This is a genomic window from Planktothrix prolifica NIVA-CYA 540 (assembly GCF_963864145.1).
Classification (GTDB): Bacteria; Cyanobacteriota; Cyanobacteriia; order Cyanobacteriales; family Microcoleaceae; genus Planktothrix; species Planktothrix agardhii.
In genome coordinates, this window is the sequence record NZ_CAWLTW010000001.1 from 1,619,598 (window position 1) to 1,641,263 (window position 21,666).

Annotated in this window: 19 protein-coding genes; 7 read left to right on the forward strand and 12 right to left on the reverse strand. The window is 43.7% G+C overall.

Features of this window, described 5'->3' with window-relative positions; all coding sequences use genetic code 11:
* Positions 1–86: 86 nt before the first annotated feature.
* Positions 87–1,631 carry a carotenoid isomerase gene (crtH, locus tag AC559H_RS07460; RefSeq protein ID WP_026794182.1) on the reverse strand — a complete coding sequence of 515 codons (1,545 nt, stop codon included), beginning with the start codon at positions 1,629–1,631 and terminating at the stop codon, positions 87–89.
* Positions 1,632–1,870: 239 nt separating this feature from the next.
* Here crtH and ilvN point away from each other — a divergent pair, with 239 nt between their 5' ends.
* The 6 genes from ilvN (at position 1,871) to pirA (ending at position 5,971) form a co-directional block, all read left to right on the forward strand.
* Positions 1,871–2,401 (forward strand): acetolactate synthase small subunit, encoded by a 531-nt coding sequence (gene ilvN / locus AC559H_RS07465; protein WP_026786440.1) that lies wholly within the window; start codon positions 1,871–1,873, stop codon positions 2,399–2,401.
* Between the two features lie 284 nt (positions 2,402–2,685).
* Positions 2,686–3,126 carry a hypothetical protein gene (locus AC559H_RS07470; protein ID WP_237745624.1) on the forward strand — a complete coding sequence of 147 codons (441 nt, stop codon included), beginning with the start codon at positions 2,686–2,688 and terminating at the stop codon, positions 3,124–3,126.
* Positions 3,116–3,787 carry a hypothetical protein gene (locus AC559H_RS07475; protein WP_233422967.1) on the forward strand — a complete coding sequence of 224 codons (672 nt, stop codon included), beginning with the start codon at positions 3,116–3,118 and terminating at the stop codon, positions 3,785–3,787. The genes AC559H_RS07470 and AC559H_RS07475 overlap by 11 nt, the downstream gene beginning before the upstream one ends.
* 93 nt (positions 3,788–3,880) lie before the next feature.
* Positions 3,881–4,327: a photosystem II protein PsbQ gene (gene psbQ, locus AC559H_RS07480; protein WP_026786439.1), complete on the forward strand. Its 447-nt coding sequence runs from the start codon at positions 3,881–3,883 to the stop codon at positions 4,325–4,327.
* 158 nt (positions 4,328–4,485) lie between these two features.
* Positions 4,486–5,619 carry an NAD(P)/FAD-dependent oxidoreductase gene (locus AC559H_RS07485; RefSeq protein ID WP_026794183.1) on the forward strand — a complete coding sequence of 378 codons (1,134 nt, stop codon included), beginning with the start codon at positions 4,486–4,488 and terminating at the stop codon, positions 5,617–5,619.
* A 196-nt stretch (positions 5,620–5,815) separates the two neighbouring features.
* On the forward strand, positions 5,816–5,971 hold the full coding sequence (pirA, locus tag AC559H_RS07490) for an arginine synthesis PII-interacting regulator PirA (protein ID WP_162832329.1): 156 nt from the start codon (positions 5,816–5,818) through the stop codon (positions 5,969–5,971).
* Between the two features lie 146 nt (positions 5,972–6,117).
* On the opposite strand, the gene AC559H_RS07495 is transcribed toward pirA, so the two are convergent.
* The 11 genes from AC559H_RS07495 to AC559H_RS07545 all read right to left on the reverse strand — a co-directional run bounded on the left by AC559H_RS07495 (position 6,118) and on the right by AC559H_RS07545 (position 16,628).
* Positions 6,118–7,368 (reverse strand): RNA-guided endonuclease InsQ/TnpB family protein, encoded by a 1,251-nt coding sequence (locus tag AC559H_RS07495; RefSeq protein ID WP_026798476.1) that lies wholly within the window; start codon positions 7,366–7,368, stop codon positions 6,118–6,120.
* Positions 7,369–7,739: 371 nt separating this feature from the next.
* Positions 7,740–8,381, reverse strand: a complete 642-nt coding sequence (locus AC559H_RS07500) for an LON peptidase substrate-binding domain-containing protein (protein ID WP_026786436.1) — start codon at positions 8,379–8,381, stop codon at positions 7,740–7,742.
* A 127-nt stretch (positions 8,382–8,508) separates the two neighbouring features.
* The gene (rpsJ, locus tag AC559H_RS07505; protein WP_026786435.1) at positions 8,509–8,826 is read right to left on the reverse strand and encodes a 30S ribosomal protein S10; all 318 of its coding nucleotides are present in this window, start codon (positions 8,824–8,826) and stop codon (positions 8,509–8,511) included.
* 144 nt (positions 8,827–8,970) lie between these two features.
* A complete protein-coding gene (gene tuf, locus AC559H_RS07510) occupies positions 8,971–10,200 on the reverse strand; it encodes an elongation factor Tu (RefSeq protein ID WP_026794184.1) in 1,230 nt (409 codons plus the stop codon).
* A 108-nt stretch (positions 10,201–10,308) separates the two neighbouring features.
* Complete coding sequence (gene fusA, locus AC559H_RS07515; protein WP_026786433.1) at positions 10,309–12,390, reverse strand: elongation factor G; 2,082 nt, start codon at positions 12,388–12,390, stop codon at positions 10,309–10,311.
* Positions 12,391–12,458: 68 nt separating this feature from the next.
* On the reverse strand, positions 12,459–12,929 hold the full coding sequence (rpsG, locus tag AC559H_RS07520) for a 30S ribosomal protein S7 (protein ID WP_026786432.1): 471 nt from the start codon (positions 12,927–12,929) through the stop codon (positions 12,459–12,461).
* A gap of 132 nt (positions 12,930–13,061) precedes the next feature.
* Entirely contained in the window at positions 13,062–13,412 is a 351-nt protein-coding gene (rpsL, locus tag AC559H_RS07525) for a 30S ribosomal protein S12 (protein WP_227351462.1), read from the reverse strand.
* Entirely contained in the window at positions 13,297–13,551 is a 255-nt protein-coding gene (locus AC559H_RS07530) for a hypothetical protein (RefSeq protein WP_227351544.1), read from the reverse strand. Before AC559H_RS07530 ends, rpsL begins: the two co-directional genes overlap by 116 nt.
* 77 nt (positions 13,552–13,628) lie before the next feature.
* Positions 13,629–13,961, reverse strand: a complete 333-nt coding sequence (locus tag AC559H_RS07535; protein ID WP_026794185.1) for a HesB/IscA family protein — start codon at positions 13,959–13,961, stop codon at positions 13,629–13,631.
* Between the two features lie 67 nt (positions 13,962–14,028).
* A complete protein-coding gene (locus tag AC559H_RS07540; RefSeq protein WP_026786429.1) occupies positions 14,029–14,445 on the reverse strand; it encodes a cupin domain-containing protein in 417 nt (138 codons plus the stop codon).
* Positions 14,446–14,612: 167 nt separating this feature from the next.
* Positions 14,613–16,628, reverse strand: a complete 2,016-nt coding sequence (locus AC559H_RS07545; RefSeq protein WP_051319468.1) for a phosphodiester glycosidase family protein — start codon at positions 16,626–16,628, stop codon at positions 14,613–14,615.
* Positions 16,629–16,836: 208 nt separating this feature from the next.
* Here AC559H_RS07545 and AC559H_RS07550 point away from each other — a divergent pair, with 208 nt between their 5' ends.
* On the forward strand, positions 16,837–21,621 hold the full coding sequence (locus AC559H_RS07550; protein WP_026794186.1) for a glutamate synthase-related protein: 4,785 nt from the start codon (positions 16,837–16,839) through the stop codon (positions 21,619–21,621).
* Positions 21,622–21,666: the final 45 nt, after the last annotated feature.

The following is a 21,666-nucleotide window of genomic DNA, read 5'->3' on the forward strand; positions in this document are numbered from 1 at the left end:
ACTGCAATTAACAGCTTAATTATCAGAGACGCACCAATAGCCTTCGGCATGGCTGCGCCCGGTCACGTCTCTACACTGATGACTGATTAAAGTCCCAAATCAACGGCTACCCGATGGGCGCAGGCGAAGCCGGAGAAGGCAACAGCATTTAATCCTTGGCCGGGGAAAGTGCTATCACCGACACAATATAACCCTCGGATAGATGTGCGGTTAAAGGGCATTCCCAGAAGTCCTTTTAATTTATAGGCGGGAATGGGGCCGTAGGTTCCATCCTGTCGGTTTAAAAAGCGACGATGTGATCGCGCTGTTCCCACTTCCATATAATCTAACCCGGCATCTAACCCGGGGAAAAGTATTTCTAAACGGTCAATAATTCTGCCCGCAGCTTGTTCTTTTTTGGCTTCATATTCAAACTCGGGTAATTTTTGCCAATCATCGATCCAACTAGGGGTAAAAGCATGAACAATATGATAGCCTTCCGGGGCTAAACTTGGATCTAATAAAGTCGGAATGGACACAAAAATTGTGCCTTCGGGTTCCTCCATTTTATCCCAATTTTCGACAATAATATGGTGACAATCGGTTTCTGGAGGTAAGACTGAGGCTTCTACTCCTAAATGTAGACTCAAGAAACTAGGGGATTTTTGATAGCGTTCTCGCCATTTTTTTTCAGCCTTTGGAATAGAGTCGGAGGGAATTAATTTGCCAAAGGTATCCCAACGGGTGGCATTAGAAACTATTCTTTTGCCTCGATAAACTTTACCATCAATTAGTTCTACTCCAACGGCTATTCCGTTTTCCAATATAATTTGTTTGACTCTAGCTTTATATTGAATTTGTCCACCAAATTTTTCTAATCCTTCGACTAATTTGATCGCAATTTGACCGACGCCTCCTTTGGGATAATTAATTCCTCCATAATGGCGATCGGAAAATACCATTCCAGCATTAATCATCGGGGTTAAATCAGCCGGAACCACTGACCAGCAGTAACATTCAATATCAATAAACTTTAAAAGTTCAGGATCATTAATATAACGTTTGGCAATATCTCCGACATTTTGGGGTAAATACTTAACTAATCCTAAACATGATCTCGGTTCTTGGAAAAATACCCGCATTAAATAACGAGGTTCTTCCAAAGATAGCAACTCCATGGAGTTCAGACAGTTAAAGACCTTCCAGCATTGATCATAAAATTTACGAATTCCTTTTTCTTCCTGGGGGAAGCGAGTAATTAGTTCTTGCAAAAACTTCTCATAATCTCGATGTACCCGTAATTTGAGATCATTGGGTAGGTGATAATGAATTTGAACCGGATCGGGAATGGTTTCTAGGGTGACGTCCACAGCTTCCAGGGCGCGGGTTAGGAGGTTGGTGGTTCCTTTGTCCCCAAATCCAAAAATCATGGATGCACCGACATCAAATCTGTATCCGTCCCGTTCAAAATATCCAGAACTGCCGCCCGGGATAATATAGCTTTCTAGGACAAGAACTTTTGCACCCTTGGCCGCCAATTGGGTCGCCGTCACCAGTCCCCCAATACCAGAACCAATGACAATCACATCAAATTCCTGATCGGAGTCAGAACTAGATCGAGCAAAAGACTGGGATAGGTTAGAAACAGGCATGACTGTCAATTCTCTTAAGCATTTCCTGACTGTACAGTGTAGCGTCTTACGCCCAAATCAGAGAGTTTAATCTTGAAATGGATCACGGATTTAAGAGGATTTCACGGATTTCACGGATTTTAATCTGTGTTAATCTGCGTAATCCTATTAAATCCGTGATCTGGATTCGGTGTACAATTGATGATTAATATAGTTAATTTTAAGTCGGGAGCGTAGTCCCAGATTAATTTGTAGGCAGCATGAAACACACCCTATCTGTTTTAGTTCAAGATGAAGCCGGAGTCCTGACGCGCATTGCGGGTTTATTTGCTCGTCGGGGTTTCAATATTGAGAGTTTGGCCGTCGGCCCGGCGGAACAATCGGGGATTTCTCGAATTACAATGGTGGTTCCTGGGGATGACCATATTATTGAACAGTTGACCAAACAACTCTACAAACTGATCAATGTTCTGAAAGTGCAGGATATTACCGGAGTTCCCTGTGTGGAAAGGGAATTGATGCTATTAAAGGTTAATTACAATAGCAGTGCGACTCGTTCTGAGATTATTGAGTTAGCGCAAATTTTTCGGGCGCGGGTTGTGGATATTGGAGATGACGCCCTAACTATTGAAGTGGTTGGCGACCCCGGAAAAATGGTGGCTATTGTCCAGGTTTTAAGTCGGTTTGGGATTCGGGAAATTGCTCGGACGGGCAAAATTGTCTTGGTGCGGGAGTCGGGAGTCAATACGGAATTCCTCAAAACTCAAGCCCCGGTGGAAGCTCGATTTTAGCAGAGGGGGGAACAGGTAACAGAGGGAAAAGGTTTCAACGTAAGCGGTTAGCTGGATTAGTCTTTGTCCTAATCAGTCTGAGAATTGCGATAATCAATCCCTTGTTGTGCCAGTATCCCCGATGGCAATATGCAGCTTAACAGTTTAAACCGCTACACCTTCCTATAATTAAGGGTTTTTGGTTTTTCACAAAAAAAGTTGATTTTTAAGTCATTTTTACAAAAAATTGTTAGAATAGAAGCAGGTGAGCGATCGCACAGTGTCGAAACTCATTAGAAACCATTATGACTCAAGAAGATTGTTTAGCCATTTATCAGGCACTTGTAGAGATGCTAAACTCTATAAAATTGGGGTGGGTAACGGAACAAGTTGCCGACGTTATTAGTGCGGGAAAAACCACCGAAGAACTGGTATCAGGACGGAAATCTCCCAATTTAAAGTTAAATTATTATAGCCCCCAAGAACAACTTTTACTTTTAATTAATGCCATTGAGAAATCGGTAATTAATACCGGAGAAATCGAAACAGAAATTCTGGATATTTTCCGCCATGAAACCCAGAATAGTGATTTAAAACCGGAATTGAGATTTACCTCCTCCGTGGATAGAAAAGGTACAATGTTTAAATATAGTATTGAATCTGTTAATAGCCGCCAACAACACCGCCAAGAATTAAAAAAATTGCTAGAACAATTACGTCAGGAGATCGGAACCAATGTCGATTAATACCGCTTTATTAGATAATATCAATCAACAGTTAAAACAGAGTTTAAATCCCGATCTAGAAACCGCCAGAGATATTGAGGATTGGTTTAAATTCTACATTTTTAATATTATTATCAAAGCCGCTCGTAATGAAGGAGCCTTCGTTTATTATAAAGATGTTTTGAAACGAAATCCAGAAACCTTAGTGTTTCGTAGACGGGCAGGACAAATTTATGATCTGACCCAACCCTATACCCATGCTGTGATTGAATTTGAACAAAAACCCCCTTTAGAAATTCATTTGGGAGTTAAAATTCATGGTCGTTTAAGAGTATTATATGATTGTGATGTTTGTGTTCTGTATAAAATGGAAGCCGATAGTTGTCGGACGAATAAAAGAGAACCTCGGGCATCTCGAATTTTTATCGCCATAGACTGTCACCATTATGCCTCGGAATTGCCCTTAGAATTAGCTCAGGCTTTTATTGCCTTTTCTTCGGAATTAAGAGTATCTGGGGATTGTTATTTTGTCTCTAATAGTTCTTCTAATTCAGTAGCAAAACTCCTGGCGAGTCGCAAACGAAAATGGGAATATGATATTGTTCCTAATGAAACCAATAATGTCAATCGGTTAATGTATGAATTTCAGACAAAATTTAAGGACTTCAAAGCCAGAAGTTAGCCAAATGTCCCCAAATCTGCAACAATATTAGAATCCCTGATCGGAGTAGATTGGGGAATGTGGTTTTTTTAGTAAAATTCAAACAGTTAGGATATGAAAGTTTATCGTTCAATTTTGGCCTGTGTCTTAGCCCTGGTGACAACTTTTGTGGTCGGTTGCAGTTCTCCAAAAGCGGCAATTCCCACCACCTACACGGAAATTCAAATTCAACAAATCCAAAAACATAACACTGATATTGTGGCTCTGCGCGATCGCTTTACCACCGAACTTCCTCGGTATATTAGTGCTCGGAATTGGGTACAAGTGGATGCCTTTGTGCATGGGCCATTGGGATCATTGTTGCAAGAAATGAATTATATTACTAAAAATTTGTTGCCCGATGTTCAACCGAAAGCGACTAAATTGTCGAGAGAAGTGTTTGAACATTTAGTTACGGTTTCCAAAGCCGCAGAAGCTCGTGATCCAATTCAAGCGGCGTCAGGATATCAAGAAGCGCTGAAAGATTTAGATTCATTCTTGAGTTTAGTTCCTAACGCTTAATTAAACTCAATATTTTGTTGCGCCGTTGTTGCGCCGTTGTTGCGCTTTAGCGCGCTCTTTTATTTCTCAGGGCTAAAGCCCAACAACGGGTAAGAGGGGCTAAAGCCCAACAACGGGTAAGAGGGGCTTTAGCCCAACAACGTTTTTTAAGATTTTTTATGAATTCTATTGTTATTATTGGTTGTGGTGTGGTCGGGGCAACCATTGCCTATGAACTCTCCCAAAATCCTGATTTAAAAATTACTGTTATTGATCAAAATCCTCCGGCTCAAGGCTCAACTGGTTCAGCATTGGGGGTTTTGATGGGAATTATTAGTCAGAAAACCAAGGGACGGGCGTGGCGACTGCGAGAGTTTAGTATGCAGCGTTATGAAAGTTTAATTCCCGAATTAGAAGCAATTACGGGTAAGATTATTCCTTTTAATCGGCAAGGTATTGTATTATTATCTTATGGGGAAGATGAATTGGAAAAATGGAAAAATTTAATTAATTTACGCCAAAGTCAAGGGTTAGAATTGCAATGGTTAGATCAAGATCAAGTTAAGGTTAAATATCCTCAGATTGATCATGGAAAAGTTTTGGGTGCGGTCTATTCTCCCCAGGATCGACAAGTTGATCCAACGGCCTTAACTTTAGCCTTAGTCGAGGCGGCTAAAAGTCGGGGGGTAACTTTTCAATTCGGTGTTAAAGTAGAATCTTTGGAAATAGTAAAAACGGCAAATAATCAGCAGGTTTGTCAATTCTTGAAAACCAGTACAGGAGAGTTAGATAGTGATTGGGTTGTGGTGTCTGCGGGTTTAGGGACAACGCCGTTAATTTCTGATATTGCTAAAGAAAATAATCGGGAAAAATTGATTCATATTCGTCCAGTTTTAGGACAGGCGTTGCAAGTTCGTTGTCTGGAAACCTTGGGGAATTTGGGATTTGAACCTGTAATTACGGGTAATGATATTCATATTGTACCGTTAGGAAATGCAGAATATTGGATTGGGGCAACGGTGGAATTTCCTGAACACGGGGATGAAATTTTAGCTAATTCTGAACTATTGAATTTAGTGTTAAAAGGTGCGATCGCTATTTGTCCGGCTTTGGAAAATGCAACTATTATTAAGCAATGGTCGGGGTTACGTCCCCGTCCTGACGGGATTCCAGCCCCGGTGATTGGCAATTTACCAGGGTTTAAGAATATTCTATTGGCTACTGGACATTATCGCAATGGTGTGTTACTAGCACCAGCAACGGCTAATGAAATCCAAGGAATATTGAGGATTGAGGGTGCGATCTTAAAATAAATCAACCCGCAGGAGGGTGACATCATTCCCATAAACCGCTCAAATCTCCATAAGTATAAATACTCGATACAGGTTTTTTAAATAAAGCTGTAGCTTACGTTACAAAATTTTAAGATTTTTCACCTATGTCATCCAATTTTAACAAAAGGGGCTATATAATAGAGGAGTAAGCACAAAAGATTATCTAAAAAAGTCCATGTTAAACACAAATCTACGCAGAAACTCCATTAAACTCTCTGACGTCCATCGGGCTAATATCCAAAAAAGATTGGAACATCGCTTAGAAGTTGCTAGAGCTAATGGAGATGAGAATTTGATTCAGGTTCTGGAAGCTGAAATGCGCCGGGTCTAAATTATTCCTTGATCACATACTGATATTCAGCTAGGCGACGGTGGAACCCATTTGGGTTAACCTTAGCCCTAGAAGAATTTATGATTAAAAATTTCTAAAGCCTGGTTGTTTGACACTCCCCACGCATAAATGCGGGGGATTCTTGACTAAGCCCACAAAGGGACTCTCAAAGGGGCTGTCAATTCCCCTCTACTGACTCCACTAAGATCAAGTCCTAGTATTGTCGCTACTTTTCGCCCAATATTGGCCGCACCATTGCAATCTGCGTTGATCAACCAATTATCAGCAGTTCGATATAAACCTCTCTTGACTCGTTTTCCACTTGGTTGCCACCCTTCAGGTTTTTCGCCGAATTTAGGTAGTAGATCCAAGTCTAAAAAACTTGCCTTGGAGGTATAAGATTCTTCGGTTTCGACGAATCTAATTCCATGCTGTTCACACAGTTGAGCAATTCTATCCTTTAACCTTGAGGTTGGGATCTGAACAAACTTTTGATTGGTTTTAGCTCCCATATTTGCGCCATCCTTCATGCCCTTGTTCCACCCAAATACGATAGTCCCAATTTGGTTGTCAAGGCAATGATTGATTACTTTTCTGGCGGCTTTATTTATAGCGTCTCGCATTGTGCGATTACGATTCTCTGTTAGAGACTGAAGCCTTTTAGTCCAATAACCGTTGGGCGTATCCTTTGTTAATAATGCAACTTGCTTGTTATACCATTGATTGATAGATTTTAAGTGTCTTCCATCAACGATAAAGCTTGTCCTCACATTAGAAACGCAGGTTAACCAATTATCCATGCCATGATCTATCATCAAAGCATTTAATGGATTGACATTAGATTGGATATTTTGAGACTTATAGACAAGCTCTAAATAAAAGCATCCGTTTCTAGGCAAGATTCGATATTCTCGAATGTCCTTAAAATCTAAATTCGAGGGCATTGGCAAGTAAAAAGAATCTATCCCAAACCATGCTTTTACTTTGCCACCCAAAGGGAATCTTAGTTGATTGTCTTTAAGTTTGACAGAGCGACCCGTAAAAGTCACCAAAGATAGTCCTCCTTTTCTGTAGCCAGGTAGTCTAGGTTTTTGGGTTACAGTACCCTTTGCGACTCCTTTTAGTAAACCGATATAGGATTTAAAGGATTCGGACACGCTAGTTAGAATTTGTTGTGCGGTATCTGAATAGAAAGCTTGGTAGTGTAGGTTCTGATTTTCTGTCCCTAACACTTTATGCAATTCTGCCCTATTGGGTATTCTCCCCTCTTTGAAATATATTTGACGAGAATAATAGATCCCACAATTAGTTAATTTTGAAGACTCTGCGCACAAAAACTCTAGGATTGCTTTGAGTTCTGTGTCGGGACTAATGAGATTTTGCTGACATCCAAACATTTTGTTACCTCCTGACACTAGAATAACATAGTATCAATACTTTGTGTGTAACGTCATGGCAACAAAAAAACATCCTGTCCCCGCGTACCTAGATGAGCTAGAGTCTGAAAAGTTAACCAAGATTGCTAGTTTGTGGGGGTGCAGTATGTCTGCTGCACTCAAAAGACTTATTAGAGAATTTAATCTTGACGGTGGCTAAAGCCACCACCGCTTACCTCCCCATAGCTAAAGCTAGGGGCTTCCGCTCGTTTTTTGGTGAAATTACCAGGCTTTTTGGTGGGTATTGAGTAGTAATCAACTCCATATCAAAGGGTTCTTGATCAAGAAGTTAGGGGTTTTAGACCCAATTTTTCGATGTCAGTGTGGGTAGTTCACTCTAAAGCATCTTTTAAAGCTGTACGGGCAGCTAAATGGCTGCGGGTTGAAGTTAAAATCTCCACTTCCCGTTCTAAACGAGCGACGGTACTTTGCATTTCTAACAGCGTTTGTTGTTCGGTTGCGACTCCATAGAGATTACTAGCCACCCAGTAGGAAAGTTCCGTTGGTAAACTGGGAATATCATCAGGAAGTTCAATATTTTGTTCCATCAACTTTCCTGATAGACGAACTACATCGCGCAACAAACCTTCTACTTCAGTTGCTAGGGGTCTTAAATCCTGTTGGGGGGGTTTGTCTTCGATCCATTCCACTAAACCCACCAAATACGGCTTTTCTCGAACCGCTTCTAATACCCGAAATCGTTGCTGTCCCAAAGTCAGCATTTTGATCCGATCATCCGGTAAACGTTGATGTTGGACAATTTCCGCACAGCAACCCACGGCAGCAACTTGACCTTGATTCGGATCAAACATTAATACCCCAAACCGGCGATCCGCATTTAGGATGGTATTGATCATAATCCGATAACGAAATTCAAAAATATGCAGGGGTAGGGGTCTACCCGGAAATAAAACCACTTCCGGTAGCGGAAACAGAGGAAGTTCTCGAACAGCAGTTGAGGAAAATGACGCCATTGTCCGTTAAGTAAGAGCTATTAACAACGTAGCAGATATTGGGTCAATTTCTGAATATCAAAAAACCTACTCAGAACCCATATTAAAAGGTCAGGTTGAGTAGGTTGGGAATAGTCGAAGCAAAAAATTAAAGTTTCACTTCAATATCTACCCCGGCGGGTAAATCCAATTTCATCAAAGCATCAATGGTTTTAGAAGAAGGCTGATAAATATCAATAATGCGACGATGGGTACGAGTCTCGAAGTGTTCCCGGGAATCTTTATCAACGTGGGGGGAACGCAATAAGCAGTAAATCCGGCGTTTTGTGGGTAAAGGAATCGGCCCAACCGCAGTGGCGCTAGTCCGATTCGCCGTATCTACAATCTTCTCGCAAGAGGTATCGAGTAAACGACGATCAAAGGCTTTGAGACGAATCCGAATTTTTTGTTGTTGAATAGTTGCCATGGGGTGTTCAGTTTTCTAGGTTCAGGATTATCGGCTTGATCAGTCACTTAATATTGACAGGTATAAGGTGCAGAAACCGGATCAAACCCTTCCACTTTTCTGCAACCTTACCATCAACTTTGCAGTTTTAATTCACAAAGCAGCTTACTTCAGAATTTTGGAGACAACACCAGCACCAACGGTACGGCCACCTTCACGGATAGCAAAGCGCATCCCTTGTTCAATAGCGATAGCGTTGATCAGTTCCACCGTCATTTTAATCCGGTCACCAGGCATGACCATTTCAACTGCGTCACCTTCATCGGAGGTAAAGGCTTTAATGGTTCCAGTAACATCGGTTGTCCGGACATAGAACTGAGGACGATAACCCTCGAAAAAAGGAGTTTTACGTCCACCTTCTGTGTCCTTCAAAATATAGACTTCAGATTCAAATATGGTATGAGGGGTAATCGAACTCGGTTTAGCAATCACCATACCCCGTTCAATATCAGCTTTCTGGATACCGCGTAAGAGAAGACCAGCGTTATCTCCGGCCATCCCTTCTTCCAGACTCTTTTTAAACATTTCTATACCCGTGACGGTGGTAGCACGAGTCGCTCTAATTCCCACCAGTTCAACGTTATCGCCAACTTTGACTTTACCCCGTTCAATCCGACCCGTTGCCACCGTACCCCTTCCAGTAATGGAGAAGACATCTTCAACAGCCATCAAGAAAGGCTTATCAATATCACGCTCAGGAGTGGGGATATAGGCATCCACTTCTTCCATCAGCTTGTAAATTTTATCTACCCATTTATTGTCGCCTACGACGGCTTTGGGGTTAGCCACCATGAAATCTAAAGCTTCTTTAGCCGAGCCAGCAACAATGGGGATATCATCACCGGCGAAACCGTAGGAGGTTAACAGTTCCCGGATTTCCAGTTCCACCAATTCCAACAGTTCAGCATCATCCACCATGTCTTCTTTATTCATGAAGACAACGATATTGGGAACCCCGACCTGTTTGGCTAACAGGATATGTTCACGGGTTTGGGGCATGGGGCCATCAGCCGCCGATACCACTAAAATCGCACCGTCCATCTGGGCAGCGCCGGTGATCATGTTTTTCACATAGTCAGCGTGACCAGGACAGTCAACGTGAGCATAGTGACGGGTTTTGGTTTCGTATTCAACGTGGGCTGTATTGATCGTAATCCCCCGGGCTTTTTCTTCGGGTGCGGCATCAATTTGATCATATTTTTTAGCTGTGGCTTGACCCAGAGCAGCTAAAGTCATGGTAATTGCAGCCGTTAAAGTGGTTTTACCGTGGTCAACGTGACCGATGGTACCGATATTAACGTGGGGTTTGTTCCGTTCAAATTTTGCGCGTGCCATTTTCAGTTAAGAATTGAAAGTTTTCAAGAAAAATAATGGTCAGCACCGGGTTAGGTATTGGTTATGGGCGATTAACCCGTAACTGTCAACCCCAACCCGACTGCCAATTTAGTTGCCTTTATTTTTGGCAACAATGACTTCAGCCACGCTACGAGGAACTTCCTCATAATGGCTAAACTCCATGGTGAAAATCCCCCGACCTTGGGTTTTGGAACGGATATCCGTGGCATAACCAAACATCTGAGCTAAGGGAACCTTAGCGGTCACTTTGGCAATACCCTGTTCTGTTCCTTGACCCTCGATTTGGCCCCGGCGAGAGTTCAAATCCCCAATGACGTTACCAATAAAGTCTTCTGGGACTTCTACCTCAACTTTCATCATCGGCTCTAACAGCACGGGTGAGGCTTTACTCACCGCTTCTTTGAGTGCCATGGAGCCAGCGATCTTGAATGCCATTTCTGAGGAGTCTACATCGTGGTAAGAACCATCCACCAGAGTCGCTTTCACATCAATCAGAGGATAACCTGCCACCACACCTGTTTCGCAGGCTTCCTTCATCCCTTGTTCCGCCGGGTTGATGTACTCTTTAGGTACAGTTCCACCAACGATTTTGGAAACAAATTCAAACCCGCTACCGGGTTCACCGGGTTCGAGATTAATCACAACGTGACCGTATTGACCTTTACCACCACTTTGGCGGATGAATTTGCCTTCGACTCGATTCACAGGTTTACGGATGGTTTCCCGATAAGCAACCTGGGGCGCACCCACATTCGCTTCCACTTTGAACTCGCGTAACATCCGGTCAACCAGAATTTCTAAGTGCAGTTCGCCCATCCCCGCAATTACGGTTTGGTTGGTCTCGGAATCCACAGAAACCCGGAAGGTAGGATCTTCCTCTGACAAAGATTGGAGAGCTTTGGAGAGTTTTTCCATATCCTGTTTGGTTTTTGGTTCCACTGCCACGGAAATCACAGGTTCGGGGATGAACAGAGATTCCAAAATAATCGGTTTCGTGTCATCACAGAGGGTATCACCGGTGAGGGTATCTTTCAAACCCAAGGCTGCCCCTAAGTCTCCAGCCCGCAGTTCATCGACTTCGATCCGATCATCAGCTTTGAGAACAATCAAGCGAGAAATTCGTTCTTTTTTATCCTTGCTGGAGTTCAGGACATAACTGCCCTTTTGTAGAACACCGGAATAGACTCGAACGAAGGTCAAGCGTCCGTAAGGATCGGCCATGATCTTGAACGCTAAGGCCGATAAAGGTGCTTCGTCATTGGCATAACGGACGTCAACGTCACCATTTGATAAAGTGCCTTGGATCGGAGGAACTTCCGATGGAGCCGGGAGATAGTCAACCACTGCATCTAACAGTTGTTGTACCCCTTTATTTTTGAAAGCAGAACCACACAGCAGAGGAACAATCTTCCCGGCAATTGTCCCTTTGCGTAACTGAGTCCGAATTTCTTCATTCGTCGGTTCTTCACCTTCTAGGTACTTCTCCATCAGGCGATCATCGGTTTCAGAAACCGACTCCACCAATTTCACCCGATATTCCTCGGCTATCTTTTTCACCGCTTCGGGAATTTGATCAGTGACCTCAAAATCCGTTCCTTTATCGTCGTCGTTGTAGAGATAAGCTTTCATCTCTACCAAATCCACTAATCCCTGGAAGTCGTTTTCACTACCAATCGGGATCTGGATCGGAACGGCATTCGCCCTTAAGCGATCGCGGATTTGCTCATAAACTTTGAAAAAGTTCGCACCCGTGCGATCCATCTTGTTCACAAAGACGATCCGAGGAACTTTATAACGTTCTGCTTGTCTCCAAACAGTTTCAGACTGGGGTTGTACACCACCGACTGAACAAAAAACAGCAATTACACCATCTAACACCCGCATCGAACGTTCGACTTCAATGGTGAAGTCAACGTGACCCGGAGTATCAATGATATTGATCTTATGATCTTTCCAACTGGTGGTAATAGCGGCAGCCGTGATGGTAATTCCACGCTCCCGCTCTTGAGCCATCCAGTCGGTTACTGCTGTTCCTTCATGGACTTCGCCCATTTTATGAACCATGCCGGAGTAGAATAGAATCCGCTCCGTTGTGGTTGTTTTGCCCGCGTCAATATGGGCTGCAATACCAATGTTCCTTACTCTCTCAAGCGGGACGGTACGTGCCACAGCTACCTCCTTTTTTAAACCTTTATTAAGATTTTATACGTTTACGGATATCACTGCTATCCATTTTTTTAGTACCGATAATGGGCAAAGGCTTTATTTGCTTCTGCCATCCGGTGAGTTTCTTCCCGTTTACGAACTGCACTTCCAGTTTCGTTAGCGGCATCCATCAGTTCATTTGCCAACCGCACGGACATAGAACGTCCGGTTCTGGCTCTAGCATATTGAATTAACCAACGGAGGGCTAAAGCTGTTCCTCTTTCTGAGCGAACTTCCATGGGAACCTGATAGGTTGCACCACCCACCCGCCGGGCTTTGACTTCCACCAGGGGAGTCGCATTCCGAATGGCTTTTTCAAATACCTCAAGAGGCTCTGAACCCGTTCTTTCTTCGATGGTTTTGAGCGCCTGATAAATGATCCGGTAGGCGATAGATTTCTTTCCATGTTTCATGATGCGACGTACCATCATGCTAATTAAGCGACTGTTATAGACCGGATCAACTGGGATCGGACGCTTCTGAACAACTCTGCGACGAGACATATTGTATCTTCCTTAACACAATAGATAATTTAAGATTTTCAGCGATGGGGACAAGTCACCAAAGGCTTAATGTTGTTAGTCTTGCTCCAACAACACCGCCACAACTTTTAACTTAGCCCTGACTCAAAGCTCCTACTTAGGACGCTTGGCGCCATACTTCGAGCGTCCTTGACGACGATCTTTGACTCCCGCCGTATCTAATGTTCCGCGAATAATGTGATATCGAACTCCAGGCAAATCTTTCACCCGACCGCCTCGAATCATTACTACGGAGTGTTCTTGCAAGTTGTGACCAATACCCGGAATATATGCTGTCACTTCATAGCCAGAGGTTAGCCGCACCCTTGCCACCTTACGCAGCGCGGAATTAGGTTTTTTGGGGGTGGTTGTATAAACCCTTGTGCAGACTCCCCGCCGTTGAGGGCAACTCTTTAGGGCGGGCGATTTTGTTTTCTTCTGAGTCTGTTCCCGTGCAGAACGAATTAGTTGCTGGATAGTGGGCATGAGTTACGACATACTGAAATAATTCGGCAATTTGAAGTTTTGAGGTATCTCCACTGAAATATCCCTCCCCTACCTGGGGACGGGACTTTCTTTCAAAAGTATGGTCAGATGTTGACACCCAAAAGATCATAATAACCTAGATCAACACTTTTTGCAAATAGGTAATGGGTAATGGGTTTTGGGTAATTGAATATGTTATTGAGATTTTGCGACAAAGGAATGACCGCAGCTACAGCTTTGGGTGGTGTTGGGGTTTTGGAAGCGAAACCCACCTCCCATTAAGTCTTCAGAATAGTCAATCGTTAAGTTTTCTAGGTACTTTAAATTTTCTGGCTCAACTACAATTTTAATCTGATCAGACTGATAAACTATATCGCTCGACTGCTGGGTTTCATCAAATCCCATGGTATAAGACCAGTCGCAACAGCCGCCCTTTTGTACCCCAAGACGAAAGGATAGATGAGGATTATTTTGCTTGGACTGGAGGCGGAGCACCTCACGGGTAGCTGCTGGACTCAGAGAAATCATGAAACACCTACTCACAGAAACGTTAATCTATTTTTAGATTACCGGAAATATGAGTTTTTGGTGCGCTTTATGCCGGGGTACGAGCATAGTCATCTTGGAATCGGATAATATCATCCTCTCCCAAATATTCCCCGTTCTGGACTTCAATTAAAATCAGAGGAATCACACCGGGATTTTCCAAACGGTGGGAAGTACATTGAGGAACATAGGTGGACTGGTTAGAGAATAAAACTTCTTCACTGTCTCCACAAACTACTTTAGCGGTTCCGGCTACCACAATCCAGTGTTCACTCCGATGGTGGTGCATCTGTAAACTCAACCGATGACCGGGTTTGACTTCAATCCGTTTAATTTTATATCCTGGCCCTTCTTCCAAGGTTGTAAATGAACCCCAAGGTCTCAATTCCGTGGGAGTATTACCGATACTGGGGATATTCTCGGTGGAAGCTTTAGAATTTGCCACACTTTCCTTGACTGCTACCATAATCCTATTTCCTTATCAAAGATTTTACCTAAGTTCAATTGATATTAAAACCTGGGGTGGTATTCAAAAGCCCTTGGATGGCTCTTGTGCGTTCTCCAGAATACTCCCCACAACTACCTTAGTAAATACACCTGGCTTGCTATGATCTATCATAATCTGCTTTAACCCTAATGATCTGTGATCGCAATTCCTAGACCATTATGAACGGGTGCTGCGGTGGATAAAGGACGGTCTAAATAATATCCTCCGAGATAGAGACTGGTGGAACTTCCTCCGTCTAAATTCAGGGCGGTTACGGCTCCTAATTTTTGCAATATTTGGGCGAGTTCTGCTAGACTGGGCCCGGAACCATTGGGGCGGTTATGAACGGCGACCAACATTAAGGTATTATTATTAGTAATAGCGATCGCACTCCGAATGGCTTTTTGTTGTTGAAAGGCGGGATTAAATCTTTCTTTGGCGGCATCTAAAACAATTTGACGATTTTGAATTAATAAGGGCCCGGCCCCTAAAATATTAGGATAATTTTGATATTCAGTGGGTTCGGTTTGGCTGTTTAATTGTAAACGAGTTCCAACGGGTAATAATTTTAATAATTCGGAATTACCTCGAACAACTAATAAATAACCCTGAGTTGGAATATTAATAACAGATGATTCTGGTTTATTCGGTTCAATATAACGGATAATTTGGTTATTTTCAACTACAATAATATTTTCTTGCTGGTTAATCGGGCTATAGGATTTTCCCCAATCGGAATTATAACGAGAAATTCCGGCTTCAACATAAGCACTATTAAGATATTGTAGAGGGAAAGTTTGACCCGACGCTGTAGTTAAGGTTTCTTTTAAGATTAAACGATTCATTATAATAGGTTTACCCTTTTCCCAAGCAATGACTCCTCGATTTAAAATTGGACTCGATAACCAATTATTATTTAAGCGAATTGCTCCTAATGGTAGCTGATTATTGCGATTAAAAAAACCGCCATTAATGGCTATGGGAACTTGTGCTTGCTTTGCTATATCTAATAAAGCTGACGTACCTTGACGAGCATCAGGATTACTTAAAATTGGAGTTAGGTTGATTTCGGGTTGATTGATATTGATTTCTAACCAATATACCGGAAATTGATCAACCGAGGGTTGAGATGGTTTTAAAATTTGATTGAGTAAAGATCCTAAAGATACTTCAGTTTTAGGAATTTCAATATAGTCCTGTCTCCATCTAATTCCGGGTTTCCATAAAATATTTTTGGGGGTGAGAAAATCTGGTTTAATCTCAATTATTAAACGATAGGGAGAGTTTAAGCTAGTAACCACCGGACGCCAACCGGGAGGAAGACTAAATTTAACCTGAGTTTGATTATTTTGAGATTGTAATTGTAGATTAGTATAATTAGGATTTGGTGGAATTAAATTTGGGCTTTTGCTCAGAATACTAGACTTAAAAAATTCTGGACTATCGGATAAAAGTTTAGGGGTAATATTAGCTTCTAAAATTAAATTCCAATCTTGTAAAATCGGAGTAACAGGTTGAGGGGAATTTGTCTGATTTCGGGTAGTTGGATCATCCGTTAGGGGGGGAGAAGGTTGGGAGGGAGTAGAAGGCGATCGCTTTTTGATTTCTGGGTTAGGTTGTTGCCAAATTGTCGGTTTATCGAGTTCAATAATAATTTTTTGAGGTGAAAAGGTAGAATTGCTTTGAGGTAAATTACTGGCTACAGATAAAGGTTCAATCCGCAAAGATTGAATAGTAGAAGGAGGAATAGTAATTTTTAATTTGCTTCCTTCCGGTTTGATTTGCCATTGGGAAGATTCAGCAAAATTTGATAAATCCAAATAGCGATAGGGATTAATATATTCCGCCGATAAATTCGATTGAGAAGAAAACCATTGAATCGGCTGTTGGGAACTATTATTGGTATCAAGGAGATTAATACCCAGATTCTGCATTAATCCGATATCACTAATTTTAACAGCAATTTTTGAGTTACGATTAGATTGATCAATTTGCCAAGGAAGATTAATTAAATTACCATTAATTTCAATTTGGCTTCCTTGTTTTTTGCTTGGATTTGTTTGAGATTCGGCGAGGGTAGAAATGGGCAAAACACTTAACCCCAAAATACTTAACAATAAAATAATCTTTTTCGGTTGGTGAATTAAATTAAAATTTGGCATATTACCATCCTAATAATTAGTCCATATTGATGACGGTTACTAACCAACCATCTATCCTAAACAATCTGATATGTCAACAGATCTTGAATTTTCACCCCTACCCTGACCCAATTAGGTGTATGCTAGTCAGACTAGGGTTTTTGAACCCGATGTCAATTTTGGTTAAAATTCAATCGCTTCAAGCATCCTCACTCAATATAATCAAGATATGGATAACACTAGAGTTAATCACAACCCGGAACAAAACCATCAACAAGATTGCATAGCAGGAAATATGGGCTATCCCTACCCCGGTCAACCTTGGTTAGTGGAAGAAAGAGACGCTTGCGGGGTGGGATTTATCGCCAACCCGTCCGGGGGTGCTAATCATTCTATTATTCAAAAAGCCTTACCTGCTTTAACCTGTTTAGAACATCGGGGCGGCTGTAGCGCTGACCAAGACTCCGGGGATGGGGCGGGGATCATGACCGCTATTCCTTGGGAATTATTAGCCCCTTGGTTTGCTGAACGAAATATTGATATTCTGCAAGAGCCAGAGTTTAAATTTGGGGTGGGGATGGTATTTTTACCCCAAGATGCTGATTTAGCGATTAAAGCCCGCGAAATTATTGAAACTGACCTCAAACAAGAAGAATTAGTTATTATCGGTTGGCGAGAAGTCCCGGTTAAACCGGAAGTCCTGGGAGTACAGGCGCGGGAAAATCAACCCCGCATCGAACAAGTTATGGTTTATTCGGCTAAGGGAAATACCGGGGATGATCTTGACCGACAACTGTTTTTAGCCCGTCGATCTTCCGGGGTAGCCTTGAAACAAGATGGGTTAGTCTGGGGTGAGGATATTTATATTTGTTCCTTCTCCTGCCGTACTATTGTTTATAAAGGCATGGTGCGATCAGCGATCCTGGGAGAATTTTATTTAGATTTAGTTAACCCCGACTATAAGAGCAATTTCGCAGTTTACCATCGACGCTTCAGTACCAATACCATGCCGCGCTGGCCCCTGGCTCAACCGATGCGACTATTGGGACATAATGGGGAAATTAATACGCTGTTGGGGAATATTAACTGGATGCGGGCGCGGGAAAATGTGTTAGCCCATCCGGTTTGGGGCGATCGCTTAAAAACCCTAATTCCCTTTGTGGATGCGACTAATAGCGACTCGGCTAATTTAGATAATTCCCTGGAGTTGCTGGTGAGAACTGGGCGCTGTCCCTTAGAAGCGCTGATGATTATGGTTCCCGAAGCCTATCAAAACCAGCCTAACCTGAAAGATTTACCCGAAATTACGGATTTTTACGAATATTATAGCGGTATCCAAGAACCTTGGGACGGCCCAGCTTTATTGGTCTTCAGTGATGGTAAACAAATTGGGGCCTGTTTGGATCGTAATGGCCTGCGTCCCGCCCGCTACTGTATCACCAAAGATGGCGTGATCATGGTTTCCTCCGAAGCCGGGGTGGTGGATATTCCCGAAGACCAAATTCAGGAAAAAGGCCGTTTAGGGCCAGGACAAATGATTGCGGTGGATTTGAGTACCCATGAAGTTCTGAAAAATTGGCAGATCAAACAACGGGTCGCCCATGAACACCCCTATCGCTCCTGGTTAGAACAATATCGCCAGGAGGCGGAACCCCAGGCTTTTATTGGTGAAAAACAATTAGCACCGGATACCCTCCTCCAACAGCAAACCGCCTTTGGCTATGGGGCGGAGGATGTGGATATCCAAATTTCCGATATGGCGAGTACGGCCAAGGAAGCGACGTTTTGTATGGGGGATGATACGCCCCTAGCGGTGCTTTCGGATAAACCTCAGTTGTTATATAACTACTTTAAACAACGGTTTGCTCAGGTAACAAACCCACCGATTGATCCGTTGCGAGAACGGATTGTCATGTCCCTCTCCATGCAGTTAGGGAAACGGGGGAATTTGTTAGACCTGAAACCCGAAGACGCCCGACTGTATAAAATTAACTCACCCCTGCTGAATGAGGCGGAGTTAGAAGCCTTACGTCAGTCGGATTTTCCGGGGATCACCCTTTCTACCCTCTATGGTTTGGAAGGAGGGCCGAATGGTGCGACGATCGCCCTGACCCGGCTCTGTGAAAAAGCCGCCGAAGCGGTGGATCAGGGCAAAGAAATTATTATTCTGTCCGATCGCGGATTAACGGCCGAACAGACCTATATTCCGCCCTTGTTAGCTGTGGGAGCAGTTCACCATTATTTAATTAAAATCGGCAAACGGTTACAAGCCTCCCTGGTGGTGGAAACGGCCCAATCTTGGAGTACCCATCATTTTGCCTGTTTAGTCGGTTACGGGGCTTCGGCAATTTGTCCCTATATGGCCTTAGAAACCGTGCGTCATTGGTGGTCTAGTCCCCTAATTCAGAACAATCTGTCGAAGGGCAAAGTTCTCCCGATGACCATGGAAGATGCCCAGAAAAACTATCGCCAAGCCGTCGAAGATGGGTTACTCAAGATTTTATCGAAGATGGGAATTTCTCTGTTATCTTCCTATCGTGGGGCGCAAATCTTTGAAGCTATTGGGATTGGGGAAGATTTACTGGAAATGGGTTTCCGGGGTACGGTGTCTCGCGTTGGGGGTTTAAGCATTTCTGAGTTAAGCCAGGAGGTTTATCAATTCCATGCTAAGGCGTTTCCCCTAGAGGCGAAAAAGTTAGAAAACTTCGGGTTTGTCAATGCCATGAAGCGGGGAGAATATCACTTAAATAACCCCGAAATGACAAAATTGCTACATCAGGCGGTGCGTTCTGGCCCCCTTGTAGAGACGAGCCACGGCGCGTCTCCAGATGGTGCTAAAGCACAACAACGGGTAGATGGTGCTAAAGCACAACAACAAGCACAACAACGGGTAGATGGTGCTAAAGCACAACAACAAGCACAACAACAGGCAGAACAACGGTTTGATTTGTACGAACTGTATCGTCAATTTGTGGAAAACCGCCCAGCCACGGCCTTGCGGGATTTGTTGGACTTTAATAGCGATCGCAATTCTATCCCCTTAGAAGAAGTAGAAACAGTTGAAGAAATTGTCAAACGCTTCTGTACCGGGGGGATGTCCCTGGGGGCCCTATCTCCCGAAGCCCATGAAGTATTGGCGATCGCCATGAACCGTTTGGGCGGAAAATCCAACTCCGGGGAAGGTGGGGAAGATCCCGCCCGCTACAAGATTTTTAACGATGTCGATGAAAATGGGATTTCGGCCGGACGTCCCCATTTAAAAGGACTCCAAAACGGAGATAGCGCCAGTTCAGCAATTAAACAGGTGGCGTCGGGAAGGTTTGGAGTCACGCCCGAATACCTGATGAACGCCAAGTCCATTGAAATTAAAGTGGCTCAAGGGGCTAAACCAGGGGAAGGGGGACAACTTCCTGGGAAGAAAGTTAGCGAATATATTGCTATGTTGCGACGGTCGAAACCCGGCGTCACCTTAATTTCCCCTCCTCCTCACCATGATATTTATTCCATTGAAGACCTAGCCCAATTAATCTTTGACCTGCACCAAATTAACCCGAAAGCGACGGTTTCGGTCAAATTAGTTGCAGAAGTCGGAATTGGAACTATTGCCGCCGGAGTTGCTAAAGCTAACGCCGATTATATCCAAATTTCTGGCCATGACGGTGGGACGGGCGCCTCTCCCCTAACTTCAATTAAACACGCCGGAAGTCCTTGGGAATTGGGGTTAACGGAAGTCCATCGGGTGTTGATGGGTAATAAACTCCGCGACCGGGTGCGGTTGCGGGTAGATGGTGGTTTCAAAAGTGGCTGGGATGTGGTGATGGGGGCATTAATGGGGGCTGAGGAATTCGGCTTCGGAACCATTGCTATGATTGCAGAAGGCTGTATTATGGCCCGGATTTGCCATACTAATAACTGTCCCGTGGGGGTGACATCTCAACAAGAACGTTTGCGACAACGTTTCCCTGGAACTCCGGGTCATGTGGTCAATTTCTTCTATTTCGTCGCCGAAGAAGTCCGCCATATTCTAGCCCGGTTGGGATATCGGAAATTAGTGGATTTAATTGGACGGTCTGACCTGTTAAAACGTCGGAATGGGGTGAATGTTGCTAAGACCCAACACTTGAATTTAGAGGTCTTTACCCAAGCGCCTGTAACAAGCGATCGCAACTGGTTAAACCATGAACCCATCCATAGTAACGGCCCGGTGTTGGATGATGTCTTATTAGAAGATGCGGAAATTGCCACCGCTATTCAAAACCAGGGGACGGTAACGAAAACCCTGCGGATAGTTAATACCGACCGGACGGTGGGGACGCGCATTGCTGGGAAAATCGCCTCTCTATATGGAAATAGTGGCTTTGCTGGCCAAATTAACCTGAATTTTACCGGGGCGGCGGGTCAGAGTTTTGGCGCTTTTAACCTCCCCGGAATTAAGTTAACTCTGACGGGGGAAGCGAATGATTATGTCGGGAAGGGGATGCACGGGGGAGAGATTATTATTAAACCCCCGGCGGCTGTTACCTACGACCCCTCGGAGAATGTGATTATCGGGAATACCTGTTTATATGGGGCGACCGGAGGAACGTTATACGCCTACGGAAAAGCCGGAGAACGGTTCGCGGTGCGGAATTCCTTGGGTAAAGCCGTTATTGAGGGTGCTGGCGACCACTGTTGTGAATATATGACGGGTGGGGTGGTTGTAGTTCTCGGTAAGGTGGGGCGGAATGTGGGCGCCGGACAGACCGGAGGTTTGGGGTATTTCCTCGATGAAGATGGGGAGTTTCCTGAAATGATTAACCCGGAAATTGTTAAAATTCAACGGGTATCTACACCTGCTGGGGAACAGCAGTTAAAAGAGTTAATCACACAACACGCTGAACACACGGTCAGCGAGAAGGCTAAAACTATTCTGGCGAACTGGTCGGAGTATTTACCTAAATTTTGGCAGGTTGTTCCTCCTTCGGAAAAAGATAGTCCTGAAGCGTCGGATGCGAGCATGGCGGTTGCTATTTAGGGTGGTCAATTCTAAGAGTTAACCCCTCAACCCCCTTCCCAAATT

What these genes read in the sequence shown, in the direction of transcription:
- crtH (WP_026794182.1), bottom strand. Translation starts at nt 1,631, where the DNA reads ATGCCTGTTTCTAACCTATCCCAGTCTTTTGCTCGATCTAGTTCTGAC.
- ilvN (WP_026786440.1), top strand. Translation starts at nt 1,871, where the DNA reads ATGAAACACACCCTATCTGTTTTAGTTCAAGATGAAGCCGGAGTCCTG.
- AC559H_RS07470 (WP_237745624.1), top strand. Translation starts at nt 2,686, where the DNA reads ATGACTCAAGAAGATTGTTTAGCCATTTATCAGGCACTTGTAGAGATG.
- AC559H_RS07475 (WP_233422967.1), top strand. Translation starts at nt 3,116, where the DNA reads ATGTCGATTAATACCGCTTTATTAGATAATATCAATCAACAGTTAAAA.
- psbQ (WP_026786439.1), top strand. Translation starts at nt 3,881, where the DNA reads ATGAAAGTTTATCGTTCAATTTTGGCCTGTGTCTTAGCCCTGGTGACA.
- AC559H_RS07485 (WP_026794183.1), top strand. Translation starts at nt 4,486, where the DNA reads ATGAATTCTATTGTTATTATTGGTTGTGGTGTGGTCGGGGCAACCATT.
- pirA (WP_162832329.1), top strand. Translation starts at nt 5,816, where the DNA reads ATGTTAAACACAAATCTACGCAGAAACTCCATTAAACTCTCTGACGTC.
- AC559H_RS07495 (WP_026798476.1), bottom strand. Translation starts at nt 7,368, where the DNA reads ATGTTTGGATGTCAGCAAAATCTCATTAGTCCCGACACAGAACTCAAA.
- AC559H_RS07500 (WP_026786436.1), bottom strand. Translation starts at nt 8,381, where the DNA reads ATGGCGTCATTTTCCTCAACTGCTGTTCGAGAACTTCCTCTGTTTCCG.
- rpsJ (WP_026786435.1), bottom strand. Translation starts at nt 8,826, where the DNA reads ATGGCAACTATTCAACAACAAAAAATTCGGATTCGTCTCAAAGCCTTT.
- tuf (WP_026794184.1), bottom strand. Translation starts at nt 10,200, where the DNA reads ATGGCACGCGCAAAATTTGAACGGAACAAACCCCACGTTAATATCGGT.
- rpsG (WP_026786432.1), bottom strand. Translation starts at nt 12,929, where the DNA reads ATGTCTCGTCGCAGAGTTGTTCAGAAGCGTCCGATCCCAGTTGATCCG.
- AC559H_RS07535 (WP_026794185.1), bottom strand. Translation starts at nt 13,961, where the DNA reads ATGATTTCTCTGAGTCCAGCAGCTACCCGTGAGGTGCTCCGCCTCCAG.
- AC559H_RS07540 (WP_026786429.1), bottom strand. Translation starts at nt 14,445, where the DNA reads ATGGTAGCAGTCAAGGAAAGTGTGGCAAATTCTAAAGCTTCCACCGAG.
- AC559H_RS07545 (WP_051319468.1), bottom strand. Translation starts at nt 16,628, where the DNA reads ATGCCAAATTTTAATTTAATTCACCAACCGAAAAAGATTATTTTATTG.
- AC559H_RS07550 (WP_026794186.1), top strand. Translation starts at nt 16,837, where the DNA reads ATGGATAACACTAGAGTTAATCACAACCCGGAACAAAACCATCAACAA.